Annotated in this window: 23 protein-coding genes; 11 read left to right on the forward strand and 12 right to left on the reverse strand. The window is 69.7% G+C overall.

Annotated features, from left to right (window positions below; all coding sequences use genetic code 11):
• Window positions 1-2 precede the first annotated feature (2 nt).
• From BCR55_RS19965 to BCR55_RS19975, 3 genes are read right to left on the reverse strand one after another with little or no spacing between them, the layout of a single operon-like run.
• Window positions 3-530, reverse strand: coding sequence for a flavin reductase (locus BCR55_RS19965; RefSeq protein ID WP_065495616.1), 528 nt, complete (start codon window positions 528-530; stop codon window positions 3-5).
• Between the two features lie 38 nt (window positions 531-568).
• Window positions 569-1,771: an acyl-CoA dehydrogenase family protein gene (locus BCR55_RS19970; RefSeq protein WP_081068951.1), complete on the reverse strand. Its 1,203-nt coding sequence runs from the start codon at window positions 1,769-1,771 to the stop codon at window positions 569-571.
• A gap of 53 nt (window positions 1,772-1,824) precedes the next feature.
• Window positions 1,825-3,159, reverse strand: coding sequence for an MFS transporter (locus tag BCR55_RS19975; RefSeq protein WP_053297932.1), 1,335 nt, complete (start codon window positions 3,157-3,159; stop codon window positions 1,825-1,827).
• 322 nt (window positions 3,160-3,481) lie between these two features.
• On the opposite strand from BCR55_RS19975, the gene BCR55_RS19980 reads away from it, so the two are divergent.
• The 3 genes from BCR55_RS19980 to BCR55_RS19990 all read left to right on the forward strand — a co-directional run bounded on the left by BCR55_RS19980 (window position 3,482) and on the right by BCR55_RS19990 (window position 5,757).
• A complete protein-coding gene (locus BCR55_RS19980; protein ID WP_006404350.1) occupies window positions 3,482-4,765 on the forward strand; it encodes a Rieske 2Fe-2S domain-containing protein in 1,284 nt (427 codons plus the stop codon).
• A complete protein-coding gene (locus BCR55_RS19985; RefSeq protein WP_053297933.1) occupies window positions 4,762-5,265 on the forward strand; it encodes an aromatic-ring-hydroxylating dioxygenase subunit beta in 504 nt (167 codons plus the stop codon). The genes BCR55_RS19980 and BCR55_RS19985 overlap by 4 nt, the downstream gene beginning before the upstream one ends.
• 105 nt (window positions 5,266-5,370) lie before the next feature.
• Window positions 5,371-5,757 carry a tautomerase family protein gene (locus BCR55_RS19990; protein WP_006404352.1) on the forward strand — a complete coding sequence of 129 codons (387 nt, stop codon included), beginning with the start codon at window positions 5,371-5,373 and terminating at the stop codon, window positions 5,755-5,757.
• 44 nt (window positions 5,758-5,801) lie between these two features.
• On the opposite strand, the gene BCR55_RS19995 is transcribed toward BCR55_RS19990, so the two are convergent.
• Window positions 5,802-7,355: a sensor histidine kinase gene (locus BCR55_RS19995; RefSeq protein ID WP_053297934.1), complete on the reverse strand. Its 1,554-nt coding sequence runs from the start codon at window positions 7,353-7,355 to the stop codon at window positions 5,802-5,804.
• Window positions 7,356-7,485: 130 nt separating this feature from the next.
• On the opposite strand from BCR55_RS19995, the gene BCR55_RS20000 reads away from it, so the two are divergent.
• Genes BCR55_RS20000 through BCR55_RS20020 form a run of 5 tightly spaced genes read left to right on the forward strand, consistent with a single transcriptional unit; the run spans window position 7,486 to window position 11,597 of the window.
• The gene (locus BCR55_RS20000) at window positions 7,486-8,679 is read left to right on the forward strand and encodes an acyl-CoA dehydrogenase family protein (protein WP_006404354.1); all 1,194 of its coding nucleotides are present in this window, start codon (window positions 7,486-7,488) and stop codon (window positions 8,677-8,679) included.
• Window positions 8,680-8,726: 47 nt separating this feature from the next.
• Window positions 8,727-9,119 carry a hypothetical protein gene (locus BCR55_RS20005; protein ID WP_006404355.1) on the forward strand — a complete coding sequence of 131 codons (393 nt, stop codon included), beginning with the start codon at window positions 8,727-8,729 and terminating at the stop codon, window positions 9,117-9,119.
• Window positions 9,116-9,649, forward strand: a complete 534-nt coding sequence (locus tag BCR55_RS20010) for a nuclear transport factor 2 family protein (RefSeq protein WP_053297935.1) — start codon at window positions 9,116-9,118, stop codon at window positions 9,647-9,649. Before BCR55_RS20005 ends, BCR55_RS20010 begins: the two co-directional genes overlap by 4 nt.
• A 31-nt stretch (window positions 9,650-9,680) precedes the next feature.
• Window positions 9,681-10,805 (forward strand): amidase, encoded by a 1,125-nt coding sequence (locus BCR55_RS20015; RefSeq protein ID WP_053297936.1) that lies wholly within the window; start codon window positions 9,681-9,683, stop codon window positions 10,803-10,805.
• A 48-nt stretch (window positions 10,806-10,853) separates the two neighbouring features.
• Window positions 10,854-11,597 (forward strand): SDR family NAD(P)-dependent oxidoreductase, encoded by a 744-nt coding sequence (locus tag BCR55_RS20020; RefSeq protein WP_039223065.1) that lies wholly within the window; start codon window positions 10,854-10,856, stop codon window positions 11,595-11,597.
• 51 nt (window positions 11,598-11,648) lie between these two features.
• On the opposite strand, the gene BCR55_RS20025 is transcribed toward BCR55_RS20020, so the two are convergent.
• Window positions 11,649-12,281 (reverse strand): response regulator transcription factor, encoded by a 633-nt coding sequence (locus BCR55_RS20025; RefSeq protein WP_006410569.1) that lies wholly within the window; start codon window positions 12,279-12,281, stop codon window positions 11,649-11,651.
• A gap of 313 nt (window positions 12,282-12,594) precedes the next feature.
• On the opposite strand from BCR55_RS20025, the gene hpaC reads away from it, so the two are divergent.
• Window positions 12,595-13,149, forward strand: coding sequence for a 4-hydroxyphenylacetate 3-monooxygenase, reductase component (gene hpaC, locus BCR55_RS20030; protein ID WP_006410567.1), 555 nt, complete (start codon window positions 12,595-12,597; stop codon window positions 13,147-13,149).
• A 9-nt stretch (window positions 13,150-13,158) separates the two neighbouring features.
• Here hpaC and BCR55_RS20035 read toward each other — a convergent pair whose 3' ends face one another.
• The 7 genes from BCR55_RS20035 to BCR55_RS20065 all read right to left on the reverse strand — a co-directional run bounded on the left by BCR55_RS20035 (window position 13,159) and on the right by BCR55_RS20065 (window position 20,919).
• Complete coding sequence (locus BCR55_RS20035) at window positions 13,159-14,433, reverse strand: YbfB/YjiJ family MFS transporter (RefSeq protein ID WP_053297937.1); 1,275 nt, start codon at window positions 14,431-14,433, stop codon at window positions 13,159-13,161.
• Window positions 14,430-14,933, reverse strand: coding sequence for a GNAT family N-acetyltransferase (locus BCR55_RS20040; RefSeq protein WP_006404363.1), 504 nt, complete (start codon window positions 14,931-14,933; stop codon window positions 14,430-14,432). Before BCR55_RS20040 ends, BCR55_RS20035 begins: the two co-directional genes overlap by 4 nt.
• 47 nt (window positions 14,934-14,980) lie before the next feature.
• Window positions 14,981-15,451, reverse strand: a complete 471-nt coding sequence (locus tag BCR55_RS20045; RefSeq protein ID WP_065495619.1) for a hypothetical protein — start codon at window positions 15,449-15,451, stop codon at window positions 14,981-14,983.
• A 123-nt stretch (window positions 15,452-15,574) separates the two neighbouring features.
• Window positions 15,575-17,593 (reverse strand): LssY C-terminal domain-containing protein, encoded by a 2,019-nt coding sequence (locus BCR55_RS20050; protein WP_065495621.1) that lies wholly within the window; start codon window positions 17,591-17,593, stop codon window positions 15,575-15,577.
• A 111-nt stretch (window positions 17,594-17,704) separates the two neighbouring features.
• On the reverse strand, window positions 17,705-18,157 hold the full coding sequence (locus tag BCR55_RS20055; RefSeq protein ID WP_006404366.1) for a hypothetical protein: 453 nt from the start codon (window positions 18,155-18,157) through the stop codon (window positions 17,705-17,707).
• Window positions 18,158-18,484: 327 nt separating this feature from the next.
• Window positions 18,485-19,744: an MFS transporter gene (locus tag BCR55_RS20060; protein ID WP_105774493.1), complete on the reverse strand. Its 1,260-nt coding sequence runs from the start codon at window positions 19,742-19,744 to the stop codon at window positions 18,485-18,487.
• 149 nt (window positions 19,745-19,893) lie between these two features.
• Complete coding sequence (locus BCR55_RS20065) at window positions 19,894-20,919, reverse strand: ABC transporter substrate-binding protein (RefSeq protein WP_065495624.1); 1,026 nt, start codon at window positions 20,917-20,919, stop codon at window positions 19,894-19,896.
• A gap of 205 nt (window positions 20,920-21,124) precedes the next feature.
• Between BCR55_RS20065 and BCR55_RS20070 the strand changes: the two genes are divergently transcribed.
• Window positions 21,125-21,790 (forward strand): response regulator transcription factor, encoded by a 666-nt coding sequence (locus BCR55_RS20070; RefSeq protein WP_006404370.1) that lies wholly within the window; start codon window positions 21,125-21,127, stop codon window positions 21,788-21,790.
• Window positions 21,777-23,186: a sensor histidine kinase gene (locus BCR55_RS20075; protein WP_065495626.1), complete on the forward strand. Its 1,410-nt coding sequence runs from the start codon at window positions 21,777-21,779 to the stop codon at window positions 23,184-23,186. Before BCR55_RS20070 ends, BCR55_RS20075 begins: the two co-directional genes overlap by 14 nt.
• Window positions 23,187-23,229 lie beyond the last annotated feature (43 nt).

Here is a 23,229-nt window from a genome sequence, read left to right on the forward strand (position 1 = left end):
CGTCACCCCGCGTGCACGGCAAGCGGATGCGCGAGCCGATGAAACGCGCGGCCGAAATAGATCAGTCCGTCGCCGGGCGAGCGCAGCGCGATATGGTCGATCTCGACGAACATCACCGAATGCGAGCCGACCGCCTTGCTGTCGATGATGTGCCCTTCCAGGCTGACGTTCGCGTCGGCGAGCACGGGCACGCCGGTCGCGCCGTCGACCCAGCGCGTATCGTCGAAGCGCGCGTCGCCGGGCGTTTGCGTCATGCCGGCAAACGCCTGCGCGATCGACTCGCACCCGGACGGCAGCAGATTGATCGCGACGCGCCCGTTGCCGCGCATGATGTCGTGCGCGCGGCTGCCGCGGTTGATGCAGACGAGCATCGTCGGCGGCGCATCGGTCACCGAGCAGACCGCGCTCGCGGTGATGCCCCAGCGGCCGCGCGCGCCGTCGGTCGTGATGACGTTCACGCCGGCCGGCAGGCGCGACATCGCCTCGCGAAAGTTTCGCCGGACGTCGTCGAGGGGGGTCGAATGACTCATCGATGGCTCCTGTTCGTCAAAACGCATAGCGGCGGCGTTCACGGATACGGCGTGACGGGATCGACGCCGGCGAACAGCGCGCCCGAGCCGTCGTAGGTCGCTTCGCCGAGAAACGCGTGCTGCGTGACGACGATCGAATCGCGCACCAGCTGCTGCAGGCGGTTTTCGCGGTAGATCGCCGCCGTTCCCGCGAGCTGATAGGCCTGCATCACGACCTTCGCGCAGACCTGTGCCGCATGCGTCGCGCTCAGGCGCAGCAGATTCGCCTGCGACGGCGAAACGGGCCGACCCGCGACGAGCGACGCCCACACCTGTTCCGCAGTCTCGTAGAAAAAGGCGCGCGCACTGCGCCAGTCGGCCTCGGCCTTCGCGAGGCCTGCGCGGTAGTACGGCCGGTCGCCGAGGCGCGGCGCGCCCGTCGTGGTCTTCGTCGCGCCGGACATCGCGGTCAGCAGATCGAGCGCCGCGCGCGCGAGGCCGACGTTGACGGCCGCATGAACCTGCGCCTGATACGCGACGGCCGGATAGCGGTACAACGGTTCGTCAACGGTCGGCTCGCCGCCGCGCACGAAGGTCCATGCATCGGCGACGAACGTGTCGTCGAGCGCGAGGTCGTGGCTGCCGGTGCCCTGCATGCCGACCACGCGCCAGTTCTCGACGATCTCGACTTCGGCGGCCGGAAACACCGCGGTGAACGGCTTGCCCGGCGCGCCGCCGCCTTCGCCCGCGGCACCGCCGATGCCGACGCCGATCCAGTCGGCCCCTTTGCAGCCGCTCGCGAAACGCCAGCGCCCCGACACACGATAGCCGCCCGGCACGCGTTGCGCGGGCTGCAGCGGATAGAGGCCGCCCGCGAACACCTGGTCCGGCCCGCTCGCATAGATCGTACGCTGCGTGTCGAGCGGCAGCGCCGCGAGATACGTGTTCGCGGAGCCGAACGCGGCGACCCACGCGGCCGAGCCGTCCGCGACGGCGATCCGCTCGAGCATCGCGACGAACTCATGCGGGGGCAGCGCATCGCCGCCGAACTGCTTCGGCGTGCCGGCGCGGAAGATGCCCGCGCGCTTCATCAGCGCAATCACGTCGCGCGGCACATGCGACAGCCGGTCGAACTCGTCGCGCCGCCGCTCGACTTCGGCAATCACCGCATCGAGCGGCAGCGGCGACGTGTCGTCGGTTTGCGGCGCCAGCCCGGAAGGCGCGGCCGGCTCGAATGGGCGAACGACGGTGGAAGTTTGCATGGCGATGTCCTGATCCTGAATTGACGAAGGGAAAGCGAAGAGGCAAGCGGCGTTCAGCGCACGCGGTGCGCGTCGCGCGCCGCCTTCGGATAGGTTTCCGGCGCGATACAGGTCGCGACGATGGTGATCGCGCCGAGCACGATCAGATAGATGACGATCGGCGCCGCGCTGCGGTAGTGCGCAAGCAGTGCGGTCGCGATCATCGGCGACAGGCCGCCGCCGAGCACCGACGCGATCTCGCGTCCGATGCCGAGCCCCGAGAACCGCAGCCGCACCGGCAGCAGCTCGCTGATGAACGCGGGCTGCGCGCCTTCGAGAATCCCGATCGCGACGCTGTTCGCGAGGATCAGCGCGACGAGCACATACTCGAACCGGCCCGACTGCAGCAGCACGAAATACGGGTAAGCGATCAGCACGACGGCGATTGCGCCGAACAGGTACACCGGCTTGCGGCCGATCCGGTCGGTGAGCCGCCCGGCCGCGAGCGTCACCGGAATCATCAGCAGCATCGAGATCACGAGCCCGCTCAGCAGCCACGACGCGTCGAGACCGATGAACTTGCCGTAGGCGAGCGAAAACGAGAAGAGCAGGTACGACACCGCGCCTTCGCCGAAGCGCAAGCCGAACACGGTCGCGACCGCGCGCGGGCACTCGCGCAGCACGTCGACGAGCGGTGCCGCGCTCGCGTGCTGCTCGGAACGCACGTGCTCGAACGCCGCACTTTCGCCGACCGAGCGGCGCATCCACAGGCCGAAGCCGACCAGCACGATGCTCGCGAGAAACGGGATGCGCCAGCCCCAGCTTTCGATGTCGGCAACGGGCAAGCGCTGCACGAGCAGAAACGCGGCGGTCGACAACACGAAGCCGAACGCGGCGCCGCACGGGCTCCACGCGGCGAGCGCACCGCGCCGCTCGGCGGGCGCGTTCTCGTGGATCAACAGGATGCTGCCGCTCCATTCGCCGCCCGCGGCGAGCCCCTGCAGCACGCGCAGCAGCACGAGCGCGATCGGCGCGGCGATCCCGATCTCGCGATAGGTCGGCAATAACCCCATCCCGGCAGTCGCGACGCCCATCGTCAGCATCGTCAGCATCATCACGGTCTTGCGGCCGTACCGGTCGCCGATGTGGCCGCACAGCAGGCCGCCGATCGGTCGCGCGACGAAGCCGACCGTGAAGCCGCCGAACGCGGCGATCGTGCCGGTCAGCGGATCGGTGCCGACCGGAAAGAACAGCTTGCCGAACAGCAATGCGGCGGCCGTGCCGTACAGAAAGAAGTCATACCATTCGAGCGCTTGTCCGACCACCGCGGTCGTGACCGCACGGCGAACCGAACCGGCTTGGCGGGAGACGGATAGCGTGACCGTCGAGGTGGGTGCGGATGAGTTCATCGGAGGTTTCCGAAAAGAATGTCAGGGATCCTGCTGAACCGGCAGTCGGCGGCAGCCATGCGATCGAGTCGATGCTGCGTGCGACCCACGATAAGAGCGGCCCCCGATCGCGGTCAAATTACCGCCAAAAATGCCCGTCATGAATCGCGTGCATGGTCGCCGCGCGGCGAACGCCGCCATCGCGTTATCCACGGGATTTATCCGACTGCCGTTTTTAGATCGATTTGACCGATGCGCAGGCGGCGACGAAACTGGCTTCGTGATCCGCCCGAGGCACGTATGCCGACGTCTCGGTCCCTCGCACTCTTTCCCCACGACGACGATGAACGACATTCCGTATCAGACGATCGACACGCGTGCGCTGCATGGTCTCGCGCAACCCGACCGCATCGCACCCGCGCTCTATCACGACCCGGCACTGTTCGAAGCCGAGCTCGACCGCATCTTCTACCGCACCTGGATCTGGGTCGCGCACGATAGCGAATTGCCGCGCCCCGGCGACTTCATCACGACGACGATCGGCCGCCAGCCGGTAATCGTCGTGCGTGACAAGACCGGCGAAGTGAACGTGCTGCAGAACCGCTGCCGCCATCGCGGCGCGACCGTCTGCGAAGCGCACAAGGGCAACGCGAAAGGCTTCACGTGCCCGTATCACAGCTGGTCGTACGCACTCGACGGCACGCTGCGCGCGCTGCCGTACGGCGACGGCTACGAAGGCGTGTGCGACAAGGGCGATCTGCCGCTCGTGAAGCTGCGCGTCGGCGTGTATCAGGGGCTGATCTTCGCGAGCTTCAACGACGGGATCGAGCCGCTCGAGGACTTTCTCGGCGGCGCAAAGCCGTGGATCGACCTGTTCATGAAGCAGGGCGCCGGCTATCCGATCAAGGCCAACGGCGAACACAAGTTCCGCTTCAAGGGCAACTGGAAGATCCAGCTCGAGAACACGACCGATCTCTATCACTTCCCGGTCGTGCACAAGTCGTGGATGAAGTCGATCGACGACGAGACGGCCGCCACGATCACGAGCTTCATGACGAGCGACGCCGCGTTCTGCCGTTCGCTCGGCAACGGCCACAGCCTCGCGGTACTGATGCCGGAGCTCGTCGATCTCGACGACGACGACGGCGCACCGTTGCCCGAGCGCTTTGCGCCGCTCGCCGCGAAGCTCGCCGAGCGGCACACGCCGGACGAAGTGCGGCGCATCGTACGTTCGCTGATGGGCGTCGGCTTCAACCTGAATCTGTTTCCGAATCTCGCACTGTCGATGGCGTTCTTCCGCGTGCTGCGGCCGATCTCTGCGACCGAGACCGAGATCCGTCACGTCGCGCTCGCGATGGACGGCGGCCCCGAAGAAGCGAACCGCGAGCGGCTGCGGATCCACGAGCACTTTCAGGGTCCGTTCGGCTTCGGCAGCCCGGACGACGCGGAAGCGTGGGAGCGCGTGCAGCGCGGCGCGTACGCGGGCCCCGACGTGCCGATCCTCGTGAACCGCGGGCTGAACCGCGAGACCACCGCCGCAAACGGGGAAAAGACCGCGCACGCGACCGACGAAACGGGCATGCGCGAAGCGTATCGGCAATGGCGCACGATGATGGAGCAAGCATGATGGACGACCGCAACGCACTTTTTTCGCAGCAGACCTTCACGCGCGCGGTCGAGTTCGTATGGCGCGAAGCGGAGATGCTCGACCGCCGCGACTATCGCGCATGGCTCGACCTGTGGGATCCGGCCGGCCACTACGTGGTGCCGATCGATCCGCAGACGACCGACTTCGCCGCGACGCTGAACTACGTGTTCGACGATCGCGACATGCGCGAGAAGCGCGTGCAGCGCATGCTGTCGGGCTACTCGGCGTCCGCGTCCGATGCGGCGCGCACCGTGCGCACCGTGTCGCGCTTCACGCTCGAAAGCAGCAGCGCCGATACCGTGGAGCTGAAGTCCGCGCAGGTCGTCGTCGCGTACAAGCGCGGCACGACGACGTTGTTCGCGGCCGACGTCACGCACCGCCTGCACGTCGATGCGGAAGGCGAATTGCGGATCGCCGAAAAGGTCGTGCGGCTGATCGATTCGACGGGAGCGCTGAGCGCGATCGGCTTCCTGCTGTAACGCGGATGCCGGTGCGCGGCTGCAGTCGCGCCGTGCACCGGCCGTGCGCGAATGCGCGCATCCGCTTACACGCCTCAATTACCCGCCTCGATTCCGCGAACCACCATGCCCACACTCGAAGTCTTTCTGCCGGCCGGCCACGACGATGCACGCAAGGCCGAACTGATTGCGCGCCTCACGCACGCGACCGTCGACGCGATCGGCGCACCGGCCGAATCGGTACGCGTGCTGCTGACCGAACTGCCCGCGACGCACATCGGCCTCGGCGGCCGCAGCGCGGCCGACGGCGCGCCGCCCGCGCTACCGGTGATCGTCGCGATCCTGATCGCCGGCCGCACCGACACGCAAAAGCGCGCGCTGATCGCGGCGCTCTCCGATGCCGGCGCAAACGTGCTCGACGCACCGCTGCAGGCGACGCGCGTGATCATCAAGGACATCCCGAACACCGACTTCGGGATCGGCGGCCAGACCGCACGCGCGTTGGGGCGCTGATCGTGCCACGCATGCCGCCGGCCGCCTGCAACACGTGCCCTGCGCTACGCGCGCGCGTCGGCGAGCGGCAGCGTCACGCGGCAGTCGAGTCCGCCTCCCTCGGCGCGACGCGCGGCGATGCGGCCACCGTGACGCGTCACGATGCTCTTGCACAGCGACAGTCCGATGCCGTTGCCGCCGGCCTTCGACGACGAAAAACCGTCGAACAGCCGATCGTGAGCATCGTCGGCCACACCGGGCCCGTTATCGACCGCGCGCAGCTCCGCGAGCGCGCCGACCTGCGCGGTGCCGAGCGTCAGCATGGGTATCGCGCGCTCGCAGCCGGCGAAGGCCTCGATCGCGTTGAATGCGAGATTCAGGATCACCTGTCCGATCAGCACGCGTTCGCAGCGGACCGGCAGCGGCACGTCCGCCTGCACGATCGACACCGTCACGCCCGCTTCGCGCGCGCGCAGCTCGATGAAGTAGGCGACGTCGGCGAGGATGTCGCGCAGATCGGCAAGCACGACGACCGGTTCGCGCTTCACGATGAATTCGCGCACGCTCTTGATGATCAGCGCCGCATGCTCGGCCTGCCGGTCGGCGCTGCGCAGCCCCCAGATCGCGTCGTCGACGTTGCCGCGCGCGCCGAGCCGCTGCACCGCACCCTCGATGAAGTTGCGCACGGCCGCGAGCGGCTGGCTCAGCTCGTGCGCGATCACGGTCGCCATCTCGCCCATCGCGTTGTAGCGGCCCGCGTACTCGAGCATCCGCGCTTCCGCGCGCCGCGCCTCCTCGATCGCGACTTCGTCGCTCACGTCGCGAAAATGCACGAGCAGCCCGTCGAGATCGTCTTCGATCTCGACCTGCCGGCACGCGACGCGCAGCCAGCAGGTCGAGCCGTCGCGCCGCACGAACCGGTAGCGCTGCGGTTCCGAAGGACACGTCGACGGCGCATCGCGCAACTGCGCGACGAGCCGCGCGCGATCGTCCGCGCTGCAGTAGTCGAGCACGTCGCCGACCGCCTCGTCGGCCGCGAGGCCGAGCACGCGGCGCCCCGACTCGCTGATGAACTGCACGCCGCCATGCGGCGTCACGACCGCGATCCCTTCGTCGAGATCCTGCATGAACTCGCGCAGCCGCGCCTCGTAGCGGCGCAGTTGCTGACGGATCGCCTCTTCGGCGCTGATGTCGCGAAACTGCACCATCACGACGTCGCGCCCGCGCAGCGGCACGTAGGTCGCGATCGCCTCGGACAGCATGTCGACGCCCGTACGCGACCGGTAGCACCACTCGTACACCTGCGGGCCTTCGACGATCGCGCGGTCCATCGCGCCCACGCCGATCTCGCGACGGTATTTCGGCTCCGGCCGCGTCATGTCCGGCGCCTTCAGCGGCAGCAGCTCCTCGACGGAAAAGCCGAGCGCGATGCAGGCCGCACGGTTGGCCCAGACGATCGCCTTCGTCTGTGCGTCGTGCAGCAGCACGCAGGTCGTCAACGCGTCGAGCAGCCGGTGGAAATCGTCTTCGTCGGGAAAGCGCATGGTCGGGTCCGGAACGAGCCGCGCGGCATCGCACGGGCGGACGCCCAACATAGCACCGGCCCGCGTCGATCGCATCTGAAGATTTCTTTAGGACGGCACGGAACGTCACCAGTCGCGCGGCCTAGCGCACCAATTGCTGCGCGTTTTCGGCGTTCCTAGACTGAGGCCTGCCCTTTTCGAACCGCTATCCGCCCAGGAGACGATCATGCAACACGCCGCCGCTGCCATCGACACTGCCCCTCGCCCGGCGCCGCCCGCCTGCGTGCCGGACGCGCGGCTCTCGGCACTCGACGCCGTGATCGAGACCGTCGCCGCGCGACGCGACGAATTCGACCGGCTGTCGCACGTGCCGCGCGACGTGATCGCGCTGTTCAAGCAGGCCGGCATCTATCGCGCGGGCACGCCGCGCCGCTTCGGCGGCGATGCGCTCGCACCCGGCGCCTTTCTCGAGACGATCGAGCGGATCGCGACGGCCGACGGCTCGGCCGCGTGGGTCGCGAGCTTCGGTTCCGCGAACGTCTATCTCGCCGCCTTGCCGCTCGACACGCAGGCCGAGCTGTACGCGAGCGGCCCCGATCAGGTGTTCGCCGGCGGCCTGTTTCCGGTGCAGCCCGCACAGCCCGCAACGGGCGGCTGGCGCGTCAACGGCACGTGGAAATTCGCGAGCGGCTGCAAGGGCGCCGACTGGCTCGGCGTCGGCATCGCGGTGCCCGGCGCACAGGACGCGGCGCCGAACAAGCCGCGCACGGCCGTGTTTCGCGCGGCAGACGTCGAGATCGTCGAGAACTGGAACGTGGTCGGCATGCAGGGCACCGGCAGCCACGATTTGCGCGTGAACGACCGCTTCGTCGCCGAAGCGTGGACGTTCGTGCGCGGCGGCGAGCCGACCGTCGACGAGCCGCTGTACCGGTATCCGACGATCGCCTATGCGGCGCAGGTGCTGGCCGTCGTGAACCTCGGCCTCGCGCGCGCAGCGCTCGACGTCGTGAACCGCATGTCGGGCGGCCGGCAGACGACGACGGGCGCGCCGCGCCTCGCCGACCGCGCGTACTTCCGCATCGAGCTCGCGAAGGCCGAGGCGCAGCTGCGTTCGGCGCGCGCGTTCTTCTACGACGCGACCGACACGGTATGGCAGTCGATTCTCGCCGGCAACGCGGTGACGCCCGATCAGGTCAGCCTGCTGCGCCTCGCGGCCACGCATATCGCGCGCGAAGGCGCGAGCGTCGTCGAACGCGCGTACCGGCTCGGCGGCACGCCGGCGATCTACCGCACGCATCCGCTGCAGCGGCTGCTGCGCGACGCGATGGTCGTCACGCAGCACGCGTTTCTCGCCGAAGGCAACTTCGACGGCGCGGGCGCCGTGTTCACCGGCGTCGCACCGTTTCCCGGCTATCTGTAATGCGCGCCGCGTCGCGGCGCCCGACCGACTTTTCTGGAGGCCTTCACATGTCCGATTCGAATCCGCTGCCGCTGCGCGTGCTGTTCTGCTGCGGCGTATCGCAAAACTTCTTCGACCTGCCGCGCGAACAAATCGGCGAAGTGTGGCAGGCCTACGGCGCGATGCTGGCGGCCGTCGAAGCGATGCCCGGCGTGCGCGTGCTCGGCGTCATGGATGACGACCGGCTCGTCGTCGGCCACGCGGACGGTGCGCCGTGGACGTTCTACATCATGGCCGACGTCGCCGATTTCGATACGGCGGTCGCCGTCTGCAACCTGTATCGGACGACGCCCGTCGGCGAATACAACCTGTGGCGCTACGGGAAGATCGAGGCGCGCGTCGGTCGCGCGCTGACCGTGCCACCTGCCGCACGGCCGGCATCGTCAGGAGCGCGACGATGAGCGAAACGATCGAACGCGCTGCGGCACATACGCTCGACGCGCTCGCGCGCCGCGTGGCCGCGCTCGAAGCAGAGCGCGCGGTGCGCGCGACAATCGCGCGCTACATGGCACTGTGCGACGTACCGGAAGCGGCCCGCGACGGTCCGGCGCTCGACGCGCTGTTTACGCCGGACGCCGTATGGGAAGGCATCGGCCCGCAGTACGCGCAGAAGTTCGGCCGCCTGGAAGGGCCGGCCGAGATCGTGGCGATGCTGCGCCGCTATCTGCCGCCCGATCCTCACTTCGGCGCGAACCTGCACTTTCTGACCTCGGAGACGATCGACGTCGCGGCCGACGCCACCGCTGCGCGCGGCCGCTGGATCATGCTGCAGGCGTCGCGCTACGCAGACGGCGCCGCGGAGCTGATCGGCGCGCGGCTGACCGTCGATTTCGCACCGGCGCAGGACGGCCGCGCATGGCTGATCCGGCATTTCCGCACCGAGCGCGTGCTCGACGGCCCGTGGCCGCTCGCTGCCGCGCAACGGCCCTGAACTTCTCCACCGCGCTCGCGCGACATCGCATATGACAGGCTTCATCGACACCTTCACGCTCGGCGGCCCGGGGCCGACGATCGCCATCAAGGACACGATCGACATCGCGGGCTATCCGACCCGCGCGGCGAGCCGCGCGCTCGCCGACGCACCGCCCGCCGCACAGCACGCGGACGTCGTGCGTCTGCTGCTCGACGCCGGCTGGCAGATCGCCGGCAAGGCCAACATGCACGAGCTCGCGTTCGGCATGACGGGCATCAACGACTACACCGGCACGCCGATCAATCCGCAGGATGCGTCGCGCATTCCCGGCGGTTCGTCGAGCGGCTCCGCGTCGCTCGTCGGGCTCGGCGCCGTCGATGCGGCGCTCGGCACCGACACCGGCGGCTCGATTCGCGGGCCGGCCGCATGTTGCGGCGTGTTCGGGCTGAAACCGACGTTCGGCCGCGTGTCGCGGCGCGGCGTCGCGCCTGCCGAGACGACGCTCGACTGCGTCGGGCCGTTCGCGCGCGACATGGATACACTGAGCGCCGCGATGGCCGCTATCGCGCCGGGCTTCGACCGCGTGCGCGCGGCGGCGTCGGCCGCCGGATGCACGGTCGCGCAGGTCGTCGTCGACGCGGAGCCGGCCATCGCCCGCGCGTTGCGTACGGCGCTCGATGCGGCCGGCCTGCGCACGCACACGCTCGTGCTCGACGATCTGCGCGCGGCATTCGACGCGGGGCTCGTCGTCATCAACGCCGAAACGTCGCGCGCGTTCGGCCATCTGGTCGCGACCGGCCGGCTCGGCGCGGATCTCGATGCGCGGCTGCGCGCGGCGGCGACGACGACCGCCGCCGCGCTCGACGCGGCCGAGGCCGTGCGCGTGCGTTTCACCGCGCAGATCGACGCGGCGCTCGCACACGCCGACGCACTCGTGCTGCCGACGCTGCCCGCGCTGCCGATCACGCTCGATGAGGCGCGCAACGGCGTGTCGGTGATCGCGATGTCGTCGCTGATCCGGCCGTTCAACCTGAGCGGCCATCCGGCGCTCAGCGTGCCGCTGCCGCTCGACGGCTCGCCGCTCAAGGCCGGCTTGCAGATCGTCGGACGCAAGGGCGCGGACGAACAGGTGTGCGCGCTCGCCGCGCATGTCGCCGCGGCGCTCGCCGCCTGAACCACGATGCGTGCGCGCACGCGCATGCGAACCACGGAATCACGCACCATGTCAGACCGAGTCGTACTCGTCACCGGCGCCGCCCGCGGGCTTGGCGCCGTCATTGCCGAACGCTTTCATGCCGCCGGCTATCGCGTCGCGCTGGCCGACATCGCGGCCGACGCGATCCGCGCACACGCACGCGACCTCGATCCGGAAGGCACGCGCGCGATCGCGATACCGCTCGACGTCACGTCGAAACGCGACTTCGAAGCGGCGCGCGATGCGCTCGTCGCGCGCTGGGGCGCGGTCGACGTGCTCGTCAACAATGCGGGCGCATCGAAGGTCGTGCCCGCGATGGAGATCACCGCCGAACAGTTCGATCAGGTGATCGACGTGAACCTGCGCAGCGTGCTGTTCGGGTGTCAGGTATTCGGTCAGTATTTCGCGACGCGCGGTGCCGGCCGCATCGTCAACATCGCGTCGCTCGCCGGCCAGAACGGCGGCTCCGCGACGGGCGCGCACTACGCGGCCGCGAAAGGCGGCACGCTGACGCTGACCAAGGTGTTCGCGCGCGACCTCGGCGCGCACGGCGTGACCGTGAATGCGATCTCGCCCGGCCCGCTCGACCTGCCGATCGTCCATGAAAGCGTCGCGCCCGAAAAACTGCGTCAGGTGCTCGCGAGCCTGCCGGGCGGCCGGCTCGGCTCGGCCGGCTTCGTCGCCGACGCGGCCGTGCTGCTCGCGTCGGGCGACGCGTATTTCGCGAACGGCGCGTGCTGGGACATCAACGGCGGCCTGTACATGCGCTGAGCGCACGAGGTGCGCGTCCCGCGCCGCGGGCCGCAGCCGTTTCGTCGGCCGCTATCGCGGCCGCTCGCGTTCGTCGCCCCAGACGACCATCACGTCGCGCACGAGTGCGGCGATCGAGGTCGCGCCGAGCTTCTCCTTGATGCTCGCGCGATGCACGTCGACGGTCTTCACGCTGATCGACAGATCCGACGCGATCTGCTTGCTGCCCTTGCCGTCGACGACGCCCCGCAGCACTTCCTTCTCGCGCGCGGTCAGCGCCGCGAGCCGCTCGCGCAGTTCGCGGTGGCGCTGGTCGGCCGCATGCCGCTGCTGCGCGAGGCGCAGGGCGCGCTGCACGCGTTCGAGCATCTGCTGCGAGTTGTACGGCTTCTCGACGAAATCGATCGCGCCGTTCTGCAGCGCGCGCACCGACATCGGAATGTCGCCGTGCCCGCTGACGAAGATCACCGGCAGCGTCGCACCGCGTGCGTTCAGCTCGGCCTGCACGTCGAACCCGCTCTTTTCCGGCATCCGCACGTCGAGCACGAGGCACGCGGGCAGGTTCGGATCGAAGCGCGCGAGAAAATCCGCCGCGTTCGCGAATCCTTCCGACGCGATGCCGACCGATTCGAGCAGCCATGCGAGCGAGGTCCGCATGCCGCCGTCGTCGTCGACGATATATACGATCGGAGCGGGTGACGTCATCGGGGTGTCTCGCATGATTGGGGGATGATTGCGCGCCGTACATCGGCGATGGCGCACGTGCGCACGTCGGGCGCAGCACACGTGCGGCACATCATAGCGAGCCGAAAATACGCTGAAAACCCCTGCGTGCAGCGCGTGCGTGCCGTGTCGCACCTTTTTTCGAACGCTGCGCGGCGCGACTAGGTAGAACCTTTAGCGCGGTTGGCGGGAACGCCATGTCGTGCGTCAATCGTGCGAATGTCCGTCCGCTTTTTCTCGACGTACGCTCGATCCTGTCCGGCGAATCGCCGACTTCATTCGATCAGGAGCACTCATGTCCGCCACGTCCCCGACCATCGGTTCCGCCCCCGCGGTGCACGCCGAGCCTTCCGACGCGCAGAAGGCGTTCCGGCACGCGATGGCCCATCTCGGCGCGGCCGTCAACGTGATCACGACCGCCGGCCCGCACGGCCGCTGCGGCATCACCGCGAGCGCCGTCTGTTCGGTCACGGATACGCCGCCGACCGTGCTCGTCTGCCTGAACCGTGCGAGCGCGATGCACGCGATCTTCGAACGCAATCGCCATGTATGCATCAACGTGCTGCCGGCCGAACACGAAATGCTCGCCCGGCATTTCGCGGGCCTCACCGAGCTGCCGATGGAGCGGCGCTTCGCGCTGCCCGTCTGGGACCGCGGCGCGCACGACGTGCCGGTGCTGCGCGACGCGCTGGCGAGCCTGCAAGGGACGATCGCCGGGATGCAGACGGTCGGCTCGCATTCGGTGATGTTCATCGAGGCGACGTCGATCCGCGTGCGCGACGACGGCGACAGCCTCATCTACTTCGGCCGCGCGTTTCACCGCGTGTCGCGCGGCGCCTGCGTGCGCTGAGGGCGCTTGTTACGCGGCGCGCCGCAGCGCGCGCTGCCCCGCCGCCAGCGCCGCGCCGGCGAACAGCGTCAGCGCCGAATACACGAGCCCGCGCGCGAGCCCCGCGCTGTCCGACACCCAGCCGATCGCGACCGGACCCGCGATCTGCCCGAACGCGAAGATCGTCGTAAATGCGCTGATGCCTTTCGGCCAGCCGTCGGGCGGCAGGTTGTGCCGCACGAAGGCGGTCGTCGACGCCACCGCCGACAGGAACGTCGCGCCGAACAGTACGCCCGACACGAACGCCGCGGCCGGATGCACGATCAGCGCCGGCATCAGCGTCGCGATGCCGAGCAGTGCGTTGAGCACCGCGAGCGCCTGCCCGCCCCGCATGCGGTCGAGCAGCCCCGACCACAGCCGCGCCGAGACGATCGTCGCGACGCCGAGCATCACGTAGAACGCGGACACGACCGTGCCGCTCATCCCCGCATCGCGCAGCAGCGCGACGATGAACGTCATGTAGCCGATGTAGCCGACGCCGAACAGCCCGTAGCCGCCGAGCGCAAACGCGAAGCGCACAGGGCTCGCTTGGGCAGTCGCTGCATCGTCGACGCGTGCGGGCGGCGGACGATGGTTGTGCTCGATGCGGCGCGCGGCCGACGCCGCGATCGCTGCGCACAGCACGCAGGCGAGCGCCAGCGCGAACCACGCCGGCTGCCAGCCGTGCGCGCGATGCACGAGCGTCGCCGGCACGAGCAGCGACGACGCGACGATGCCCCAGCCCGTTCCGCCGTAATAGAGGCCGAGCAGCAGCCCCGCATCGCGCTGCGACGCCGACGCGAGACGCGCGGCCAGCACGCCGCCGCTGACGAAGATCAACGCACTGCCGATGCCCGTCGCGAGCCGCTGCACGAGCAATGCCTGCATGCCGACCGTGACGCCGCACGCGGCCATCAGGCAGGCGGTCAGCACGCACCCCGCCGCGAGCAGCGTGCCGGCGCGCCAGCGGCGCGACAGCCACGGAAACGCGAGCGCGCCGCACAGATAGCCGGCCGCGTTCGCGGTGTTCAGCGCGCCGGCCTGCGCGAAGCTCCAGCCGAGATCGGCCTTCATCGGCGGCAGCAGCAGCGCATACGAGAAGCGCGCGAGACCGAGCGCGATCGCGCTGCCGAGCGACAGGCCGATCGCGAGCCGCCACGCGGCGATGCGGCTGCGGTCCGCCGCGTGTGCCGATGCATCGGGCGCCGGCGCAGCGGCGTGCGTGGGCGCGTCGCCGTGCGTGGTCGAACGGCGCGGCGGCTTCATGCCTGCGCGTCGCCGCCGAGCCACTTGAACATCACGAGGCAGTCGACGAAGCCGAACCGCGCATGGCGGTACGCGCGCGGCAGCCGCCCGACGATTTCGAAGCCGAGCTTCTGCCACAGCGCAACCGCGACTTCGTTCGTCGCGACGACCGAATTGAACTGCATCGCGAGAAAGCCGCGCTCGCGTGCGACCTGCTGCGAGTGCTCGCACATCAGGCGCGCGACGCCACGTCCGCGCGCGGCCTCGCCGACCATATATCCGCAGTTGCACACGTGATTGCCGGGCCCCGCCGCGTTCGCCTTCAGGTAATACGAACCGAGCAGCACGCCGTCCTCTTCGGCGACCCACGTGCAAAGCGGCGCGTCGAGCCAGAGCGCGCGCGCGGCGTCGAACGTCGGCGCGGGATCGAGCGCGTACGTTTCCTGGGCGGCGACCACCGCGCGGTAGGTCGGCCAGAAGCGCGCGAAGTCGTCTTCGGTCATCGGGCGAAGCGTGATCATGCGGGTCCTCGAGAGAAGGGATCGGACGGCGAACGGGCGACGCCGCGTTACGCGCCGCCGCCGACATCACCGGATGGTGCCAGAAACGCGCGCGGCACGCGCGTGCCGGTGCACCGTGTTCGGGACTGCAGGCGACGGATGGCGACGCCCTTGGGCGCTTGCTTGCCTGCTTGCCTGCTTGCCTGCTTGCCTGCTTGCCGCTTGCCTGCTTGCGGCTTGCGGCTTGCCGCTTGCCGCTTGCCGCTTGCCGCTTGCCGCTTGCCGCTTGCCGCTTGCCGCTTGCCGCTTGCCGCTTGCCGCTTGCCGCTTGCCGCTTGCCGCTTGCCGCTTGCCGCTTGCCGCTTGCCGCTTGCCGCTTGCCGCTTGCCGCTTGCCGCTTGCCGCTTGCCGCTTGCCGCTTGCCGCTTGCCGCTTGCCGCTTGCCGCTTGCCGCTTGCCGCTTGCCGCTTGCCGCTTGCCGCTTGCCGCTTGCCGCTTGCCGCTTGCCGCTTGCCGCTTGCCGCTTGCGGCAGCATCATCGTGCATCGAAAAGCCGCCGCTCGTTTTTATTTGCACGGCGCGCGCGCCGCACAATGCATCCCATCGACACCGTGCGCACATCAACCTGAGTGCCCCGTCATCCGCCGGACCATCAGGTACGTTCAAGGCACGGCCGACCACACGAGCAGCACACCGCCCGGCGCGGCAGCCAGCCCGCGCGGCGCATGCACGATCGTCGGATCGATCGCGAGCGTTTGCGCGAGCGTCCGCGCATCGTCGATCGGCGTCGAGCGTACGACCGTCATCAGCCGGGCGGGCCGATGCAGCGCCTCGCGATAGAGCGCGCCGTACCACAGCGCGCGCGTGCCGCGCGCATCCGACAGCGCGTACGGATAGCGCCACAGCCGCAGCACGAGACGGCTATCCGCGTGCGCCGGATCCGCGCGCACGAACACGCGCCGCGTGCTCTCGCCGTGCGTGTAGCGTGGCAGCACCGGCAGCGACTCGGCCGGCCCCTGCGGCATGAGCCAGCGCAGCGCCGTCTGCAGCGTCCACGGCGTCGCGCGCTGCCAGCCGGCCTGCGCGAGATGGCGGTCCAGCGTGTCGGACGTCGCGCACCACTGCAGCGGCAAGTATTCCTCGCGATCGCCCCCGATCTCGGTGCGGCGCGTCGGCACGCGCTGCCAGCCGCCGCGCATCCACTGGTCGACCGTCATCGCGACGACGTCGCCCACATGCGGACGCGCAGCGCGATCGGCGTCCCATTGCGCCGGAACCAGCCACACGCCGACCGTCGCGAGCACGACCGCGAGCGCGACGGTCGCGCCGACCGGCTGCACGTGCTCGCGCACGCGCCAGTACGCATGCGCGCCGGCCAGCAGCGCGAACCACGCAAGCCCGAGGCTCCAGCCGCCGACCAGCCCCGACAGCCACGTATCGCCGACGTAGAGCCGCGCGAAGCCGCCGAGCACGATCCACAGCACGACCGCCGTCACGACCGGCGTGCGCCAGCGCGCGGGCCGGTCGCGCGCGAGCAGCCAGCCGATCCCGCTGCTCGCGAGGATCGCGAACGCCGCGTCGGCATCGGGCAGCGGCATGTGCGCCGCACCAGGCGGCAGCGCCGCCGGCGTCGCCCCCGGCGGCACGACGCCGAACGCGGGCACGAGCACGACCGCGATACCGACCGTCGCGAGCCACCATGCCGCGCTCGCCCAGCAGCGGTGAATCGCGAGCCACGCGAGAAACGCGGCCGACACGATGAGTCCCGCGTCGCGGCCGTGCAGCACGACGAGCGCGCGCATCGCGGCGTCGACCGGCGGCGTGCGCAGGTTCTGCAGGAACGCATACAGCGCGACGTCGGCATGCATCAGCGGCGCGTTCGCGACGACGTCCTGCACGATCCGGCCGAACAGCCATACGCTCGCGGCGAACAGCAGCGCAAGCACCGGCACGGCGCCCGGCAGCCGGCGCAGATGCACGAGGCTGTCATGCAACCGCGCGCCGAACCGCGGCCAGTGACGCACGCACGCATGCAGCGCAGCGGCGAACGCCGCGTGCAGCAGCGGCCAGCCGCGCCGCAGCAGCAGGCGCACGCCGTACCAGACGCCGAGCACGAGCGCGGCGACGACGAGCAGGATCGCCGCGATGCGCACGCTGAGCGCGGCGGCAAGCGCGGCCGACGCACCAAACAGCATCCCCGGCGCGATATGCACGGGCGCCCATATCAGCGCCGACACGATGTTGACCGGATAGAACGACCGGCGCGGCAGCGTCGCGCAGCCGACCACGACCGGCACGACCGCGCGCACCGGCGCGAGAAAACGCGCGAGCACGATGCTTTTCGTCCCGTGACGCAGCACGAACTGCTCGCCGCGCGCGTAGACGGCCGCATACCCGAAGCGCGCCCAGCCGTTGCGGATCATTCCGCGGTAGTGCCGCCCGAGTTCGTAGCTGATCCCGTCGCCGACGATCGCGCCGACGGCCGCGACACCGATCGTCGTCCACGGATCGAGCGCGCCCGCGCCCGCGAGCGCGCCGGCCGCAAACATCACGGCGCCGGCCGGCACGACCGTGCCGATCAGCGCGATCGCCTCCGCGCATGCGGTCGCGAACACGATCGCGAGCGCGAGCGCCGGATGCGCGCCGATCTCGGCAAGCCAGGCGTGAATGGCGGCGCTCATCGCGCGCTCCCGCACCGCGACGCGGCGTGGCGCCGTTCGCACGCGCAGCGCCGGGCAAAGGGAAAGGAGAACCGGATCCGCGCCCGCGCGCCGCCGGTCGGGCCGCGCGCGTCAGTCGCGCTCATGCCGGCGCGCATCGGCCTCGAGCGGCGCGTCGCCGTAGCCGACCGTCGCGATCTCGTGCAGATAGCGCGCGAGAAACGCACCGATCGATCCGGCCGACTCGTACTGATGGACGTGCCGGAACTCGTGCGTGAGCAGCCGCCGCGTGCCGTGCCCGCGCAGCACGAACACCGCGTGGCCGAGCGTCAGGCCGATCGTGCCGGGCGGCAGCAACCCCGTGTCGCGTGCGAGCGCCGCGAGCGCCGGCGTGTCGGGAAACGGCATGCGCTCGACCGTCGCGATGCGGATCCGTTCGGGCCGCGCGACGCCGACCGCGCGCGCATCGTCGAGCTGCGGCCGCGTCAGCGGCGCGCCGTCCACGAGGCCGCGCGCGGCCTGCGCTTCGGCCCATGCGATTGCGTCAGGCAGCGCGGACGACAGTACGTCGGCAAGATCGATCATCGCGAACTCTCCTGGTGGCGCGGCCGTATCCTGCACCAGTGTAGTCCCGAACCGGGGGCGTTCGCGAGGCGCCAGGCGCGATGCGTAGGGCGGCGCACAAGCCGCTGCATCGCAGCAATCGCGCATGTGCGGGGAATGCCTGCGGCACGGCCGCGCGGCGTGTCGCAGCGCAGCGCAGTGCAGCGCAGCGCAGCGCGGCAAGCCCGCGCATCGCGCGCGGCGCCGTTCGTCAGCGCATCGCCGTCACGCGCGTCGATCGTTGCGCGCACCGCTTGCGCGCCGGCGCACACCGGCTCAGGCATCGCGCCCAGCGGTGCGGCGATGCACTCATGCGCCGGCCGCGACCATCGCGCGCTCGCTACGCGTCCACGCGACGAGCGCGCCGATGCCGAGCACGGCGAGGCACACGATCGGCACGATCATCGGGCCGAATGCGGTGCCCGTCACCTTGCCGGCGAACGGCATCAGGTTCTGGCTGAAGAAACCGCCGAGGTTGCCGATCGAATTGATCGCCGCGACGCTCGCCGCTGCGCGCGCGCCGGTGAAGTAGCGCGGCGGCATCGACCAGAAGCACGGATACAGCAGCGGAATGCAGGCGCCGCCGAGCACGAGCGCGACGAAGCGCAGCGGCGTCGACGGCAGCACGAGACTCAGCAGGAAGCCGAGCGCGCCGAGCGCCGCGACGATCGAGATCGTGCGCAGAATGCTCTTCGCGCGGCGCAGCTTCGCCGGCAGCCACAACAGCAGCAGCACCGCGAGCGCCCACGGCAGCATGCTCAGCAAGCCGTTCGTGCTGCTCGACACGCCGAACGACTTCACGAGCGTCGGCAGCCAGTACGTGACGCCGTAGAGCGACGTCGACATCAGCATGTAGGTCGCCGCGAACAGCATCACGCGCGGATCGAGCAGCGCCTTCCACGGCTGCGCATGCTCGGCCTGCGCGGGTTTTTCGCGCTCGAGCGCGGCCGCGACGATCTGCTTTTCGCGTTCGTCGAGGAAACGCGCCTCGCGGAACGACGCCGGCAGCACGCGGAACACGACGATCGCGACGAGCACGGCCGGAATACCGGTCGCGACGAACACCCATTGCCAGCCGGCGAGGCCCCACACGCCGTTCAGGCTCAGCAGCACGCCGCCGACCAGCGACCCGAGCATGTTCGCGAGCGCGCTGCCGAGCGTGAAGATGCCGAGCACCTTCGCGCGATAGCTCTGCGGAAACCACAGCGTCAGATAGTAGATGACGCCCGGATAGAACCCGGCCTCGGCGATGCCGAGCAGAAAGCGCAGCGCGCAGAACGCGGGCATCGAGGTCGTGAAGCCCATCAGCACCGTGATGAGCCCCCACGTCAGCATGATGCGCGCGAGCCATACGCGCGCGCCGTAGCGATGCAGCGCGAGCGTGCTCGGCACTTCGAACAGCAGATAGCCGATGAAGAACAGCGACGACGCGAGCCCGAACGCGGCCTCCGTCAGCCCGAGGCTGTGCACCATCTGCAGTTTCGCGAAACCGACGTTCTGCCGGTCGATGAACGCGATCAGGAACATCACGACGAGTATGGGCAGCAGGCGCCGCGCCATCTTCGACATGATGCGCTGTTCGTCGGCGGACGCGGCGTCCGGATAGGCGATGGAATTCACTGCAGGTACCTCCGTGAAACGGTTGCGTATCGTTGAAATGCGGTGCGCCGCGCGCGACGGGCGCGCGATCGCGGCATGACGGGAATGGCCGGCTTCGCTCAGCCGGACCGGTAGTCGTCGAGCATCGGCGCGAACATCTCGTGCCACGCGCGCGGCTTCGCCTTGATCGTGCCGGCGAGGTAGAGGAAGTCGACGTAGTCCATCAGCTGATTCGGGCGGACCGAGAAGCGCGTCTCCGGCGCGGCGAGCATCTGCATCACGTCGTCGTGCGACACGCCGACGCCCGACGCCGCCGCATAGAGCGCCGCCGCCGCACGCGGGTCCCGTGCGATCAGCCGGTTCGCTTCGTCGAGCGCGCCGAGAAACGCCGTGGCGAGCGCCGGTTCCGCGTCGACGAGCCGCTTCGGCGCGAACACGACGTCGAGCGTCATCGGGCCCAGGACGTCGACCGAATTCACGACGCGATGAATGCCCGGCTGCCGCAGCTCGAGCGTCGAGAACGGCGGGGACGTGAAGTGCGCGGTCACGCCGTTCTCGCGGCGGATCAGCGCCTGCATCGCCTGCGGATGCGGCAGGTTCACCGTGATCGAATCGAGCTGCGCGAAATGCGCGGCGCCGAGCTGGCGGCTCGCGACCATCTGCAGCACGACCGCCGACAGCGACGTGCGGATGCCCGGCACCGCGATCCGGTCGGACCGCGTGAAGTCGCGCAGCGACGTGAGGCCCGGGCGGTTTGCGTTCAGCGACAGGGACGTCGTCGACAGCCCGCTGATGCCGATCACTTCGACGTTCGGAATCCCGCGGGCGCGCGCCCACAGCTCGATGAAACCCGGCGCGCCGGCACCGGCGAAGTCGAGCGTGCCGGCCATCATCGCGTCGTTGACCGAGTTGCCGCCGTCGAGCAGCACCCAGTCGACCGCGACGTCGCGCATTCCGTGCCGCGCCGCGTGCCGCTCGAACAGCCGCTGCTTCTCCATCACGAGCAGCGGCAGATACAGCACGCCATAGCCTTTCGAAATCCGCACCGTGCGCGGCTTCGCGCGCACGAGCGACGGCGCGCCGAGCGCGCCCAGCATGCCGAGGCCGGCCGCGATCAACGCGCGGCGGCGCGGGCGCGACGTCATGCGCACACCCTCGCGCGGCGATCCGCAGGCGGCGGCGTGCCGCGCCGTGCGTTCGTCGTGCTCGTGACCTGCTGCATGTTGGCGTCTCCTCTGGTATTAATGCCGTCTTCATGCTACGGCTCGACACAGGTTATCGAGCGAGTCTGAGAAAATGCTGACATCCCGGCCTCGGGAAAACCCGTAACCCCTACCTGCAAACGGCACCATGCGCATTCTCGTCGTGGAGGACGATGCGGAGATCGGCGCGGCGATCCGCAGCCGCCTCGCGCGGCTCGGCCATGCCGTCGATCTCGAAACCGACGGCTCGACCGCGAACAGCCTGCTGCGCGTCGAGCGCTTCGACCTCGTCGTACTCGACGCCAACCTGCCCGGCCTCGACGGCTTCGCGGTGCTGCGCAACCTGCGCGCGGCGGGCAGCACGACGCCGGTGCTGCTCGTCACCGCGCGTTCGGCGATCGACGATCGCGTCAGCGGTCTCGGCCTCGGCGCCGACGACTATCTGGTGAAGCCGTTCGACTACCGCGAGCTCGACGCGCGCGTGCAGGCACTGCTACGCCGCAACAGCGGCCATGCGAGCGACGTGCTGACGCTCGGCGGCCTCGTGATCGACCGCAGCAGCCGCCTCGCGGAACTCGACGGCAAGCCGCTCTCGCTGTCGCGCCAGGAGTTCGCGCTGCTCGAGATTCTCGCGAGCCGCCCGCAGCGGATCTTCTCGAAGGACGAACTGCTGAATCAGCTGTTCAGTTTCGGCAACGAGCCGAGCGCGAACGCGGTCGAGCAGTATGTGACGCGCGTGCGCAAAAAGCTGCACGGCAGCTCGGTCGAGATCCGCACCGCGCGCGGGATGGGGTATCAGATTGCCGCGCACTGACTGGTTCCCGAAGACGCTGTTCGGGCGCACGCTGCTGTTCATCGCGCTCGTCGTCGCGACCGGCGCACTCGCGCTCGCCGCCATCGCGCGCTACTACGCGGGCGTCGCGGCCGAGCGTGCCTACGATCAGCTGCTCGCCGGCGCGTCGATCCAGGTCGCGGAGAATCTTTACGTGCAGGGCGGCGTGCTCGCGCTGAATCCGCCGGTCGCCGCGCTGTCGACGCTGTCGCGCTACGACCTCGTCTACTACAAGGTCGTCGATTCGCGCGGCGTCGTCGTGGCCGGCTACAACGATCTGGCGAGCTCCGCGACGCTCGCGGCCGCGAAACAGGGGCCGGCGTTCACGAACGCCGTCTATCACGGGCACCGGATCCGCACGGCGACCATCGCGCGCTACATGCCGGAAGAAAGCACGCCGGGCTGGGCGCTCGTGACCGTTGCGCAGACAACCAATGCACGGCAGCAGCTCACGAACGAGATGAGCATCAAGGTGTGGACGCTGATCCTGCTGATGAGCGTGCTCGCGATCGGCGCAAGCGGGCTGGCGATCCGACGCGGGCTGCGCCCGCTCGCGCAGATCGGCGCGATCATCGCGGCGCGCGATCCGGCGGATTTGCGGCCGGTGGCCGTCGATACGCCGAGCGAGATCGACGCGATCATCGGCGCGATCAACGGGCTGATGCGCCGGCTCGCCGAGCGCATCAACGCGATGCAGCGCTTCATCGCCGACGCCGCGCACCAGATGCGCACGCCGCTCGCGCGGCTCGATGCGCAGATCGAACTGCTAGACGGCGACGACGATCCCGCGCGTCATGCGGCACGGCTCGATGCGTTGCGCGCGACCTGCGCCGATGTCGGCCGGCTCACCGGGCAGCTGCTCAATCACGCGATGGTGATCCATCGCACCGAGGCCGTGCCGCTGCAGCCGGTCGATCTCGTCGCGCTCGCGAAGGACGTGCTCGGCCGCGCGATTCCGCTCGCCGGCGCGCGCGACGTCGCCGTCGCATTCGCGAGCGACGCGCCGCACGCCTGGATCGACGGCGATGCGATCAGCCTGCAGGAAGCGCTGTCGAACGTGCTGCACAACGCGCTGCTGCACGGCCATGCGGACGACATCGTCGTGTCGGTCGCGACGTCCGGCCATGCCGACGATGCGGTGACGCTGACCGTCACCGACAACGGGCGCGGCATTCCGCGCGAGCATTGGGATGCGGCATTGCAGCCGTTCGTGCGGATCGCGCCGGATGGGACGGAGCGCCGCACGGGCTCGGGGCTCGGTCTCGCGATCGTGCAGGAAGTGATGAAGGCGCACGGCGGGCGCGTCGGGTTCGCGTTTCCGGATGCGGGCGGGTTTGCGGTCGTGCTGACGTTTCCGAAGGCGGCGCGAACGGGCTAGCGTCTACTCGCGAATCGACGATCGTCGCCGTTGTGCATCGCCG

It is taken from the genome of Burkholderia sp. CCA53 (assembly GCF_001685525.1).
GTDB classification, from domain to species: Bacteria; Pseudomonadota; Gammaproteobacteria; order Burkholderiales; family Burkholderiaceae; genus Burkholderia; species Burkholderia multivorans.

Coding starts and splice junctions, on each gene's coding strand:
- BCR55_RS20010 (WP_053297935.1), top strand. CDS start 9,116: ATGAGCGAAACGATCGAACGCGCTGCGGCACATACGCTCGACGCGCTC.
- BCR55_RS20055 (WP_006404366.1), bottom strand. CDS start 18,157: ATGATCGATCTTGCCGACGTACTGTCGTCCGCGCTGCCTGACGCAATC.
- BCR55_RS20035 (WP_053297937.1), bottom strand. CDS start 14,433: ATGAAGCCGCCGCGCCGTTCGACCACGCACGGCGACGCGCCCACGCAC.
- BCR55_RS20040 (WP_006404363.1), bottom strand. CDS start 14,933: ATGATCACGCTTCGCCCGATGACCGAAGACGACTTCGCGCGCTTCTGG.
- BCR55_RS20045 (WP_065495619.1), bottom strand. CDS start 15,451: ATGATGCTGCCGCAAGCGGCAAGCGGCAAGCGGCAAGCGGCAAGCGGC.
- BCR55_RS19975 (WP_053297932.1), bottom strand. CDS start 3,159: ATGAACTCATCCGCACCCACCTCGACGGTCACGCTATCCGTCTCCCGC.
- BCR55_RS20070 (WP_006404370.1), top strand. CDS start 21,125: ATGCGCATTCTCGTCGTGGAGGACGATGCGGAGATCGGCGCGGCGATC.
- BCR55_RS20005 (WP_006404355.1), top strand. CDS start 8,727: ATGTCCGATTCGAATCCGCTGCCGCTGCGCGTGCTGTTCTGCTGCGGC.
- BCR55_RS20000 (WP_006404354.1), top strand. CDS start 7,486: ATGCAACACGCCGCCGCTGCCATCGACACTGCCCCTCGCCCGGCGCCG.
- BCR55_RS20065 (WP_065495624.1), bottom strand. CDS start 20,919: ATGACGTCGCGCCCGCGCCGCCGCGCGTTGATCGCGGCCGGCCTCGGC.
- BCR55_RS19970 (WP_081068951.1), bottom strand. CDS start 1,771: ATGCAAACTTCCACCGTCGTTCGCCCATTCGAGCCGGCCGCGCCTTCC.
- BCR55_RS20050 (WP_065495621.1), bottom strand. CDS start 17,593: ATGAGCGCCGCCATTCACGCCTGGCTTGCCGAGATCGGCGCGCATCCG.
- BCR55_RS20015 (WP_053297936.1), top strand. CDS start 9,681: ATGACAGGCTTCATCGACACCTTCACGCTCGGCGGCCCGGGGCCGACG.
- BCR55_RS19985 (WP_053297933.1), top strand. CDS start 4,762: ATGATGGACGACCGCAACGCACTTTTTTCGCAGCAGACCTTCACGCGC.
- BCR55_RS20060 (WP_105774493.1), bottom strand. CDS start 19,744: ATGTCGAAGATGGCGCGGCGCCTGCTGCCCATACTCGTCGTGATGTTC.
- BCR55_RS19980 (WP_006404350.1), top strand. CDS start 3,482: ATGAACGACATTCCGTATCAGACGATCGACACGCGTGCGCTGCATGGT.
- hpaC (WP_006410567.1), top strand. CDS start 12,595: ATGTCCGCCACGTCCCCGACCATCGGTTCCGCCCCCGCGGTGCACGCC.
- BCR55_RS20025 (WP_006410569.1), bottom strand. CDS start 12,281: ATGACGTCACCCGCTCCGATCGTATATATCGTCGACGACGACGGCGGC.
- BCR55_RS19990 (WP_006404352.1), top strand. CDS start 5,371: ATGCCCACACTCGAAGTCTTTCTGCCGGCCGGCCACGACGATGCACGC.
- BCR55_RS19995 (WP_053297934.1), bottom strand. CDS start 7,355: ATGCGATCGACGCGGGCCGGTGCTATGTTGGGCGTCCGCCCGTGCGAT.
- BCR55_RS20020 (WP_039223065.1), top strand. CDS start 10,854: ATGTCAGACCGAGTCGTACTCGTCACCGGCGCCGCCCGCGGGCTTGGC.
- BCR55_RS19965 (WP_065495616.1), bottom strand. CDS start 530: ATGAGTCATTCGACCCCCCTCGACGACGTCCGGCGAAACTTTCGCGAG.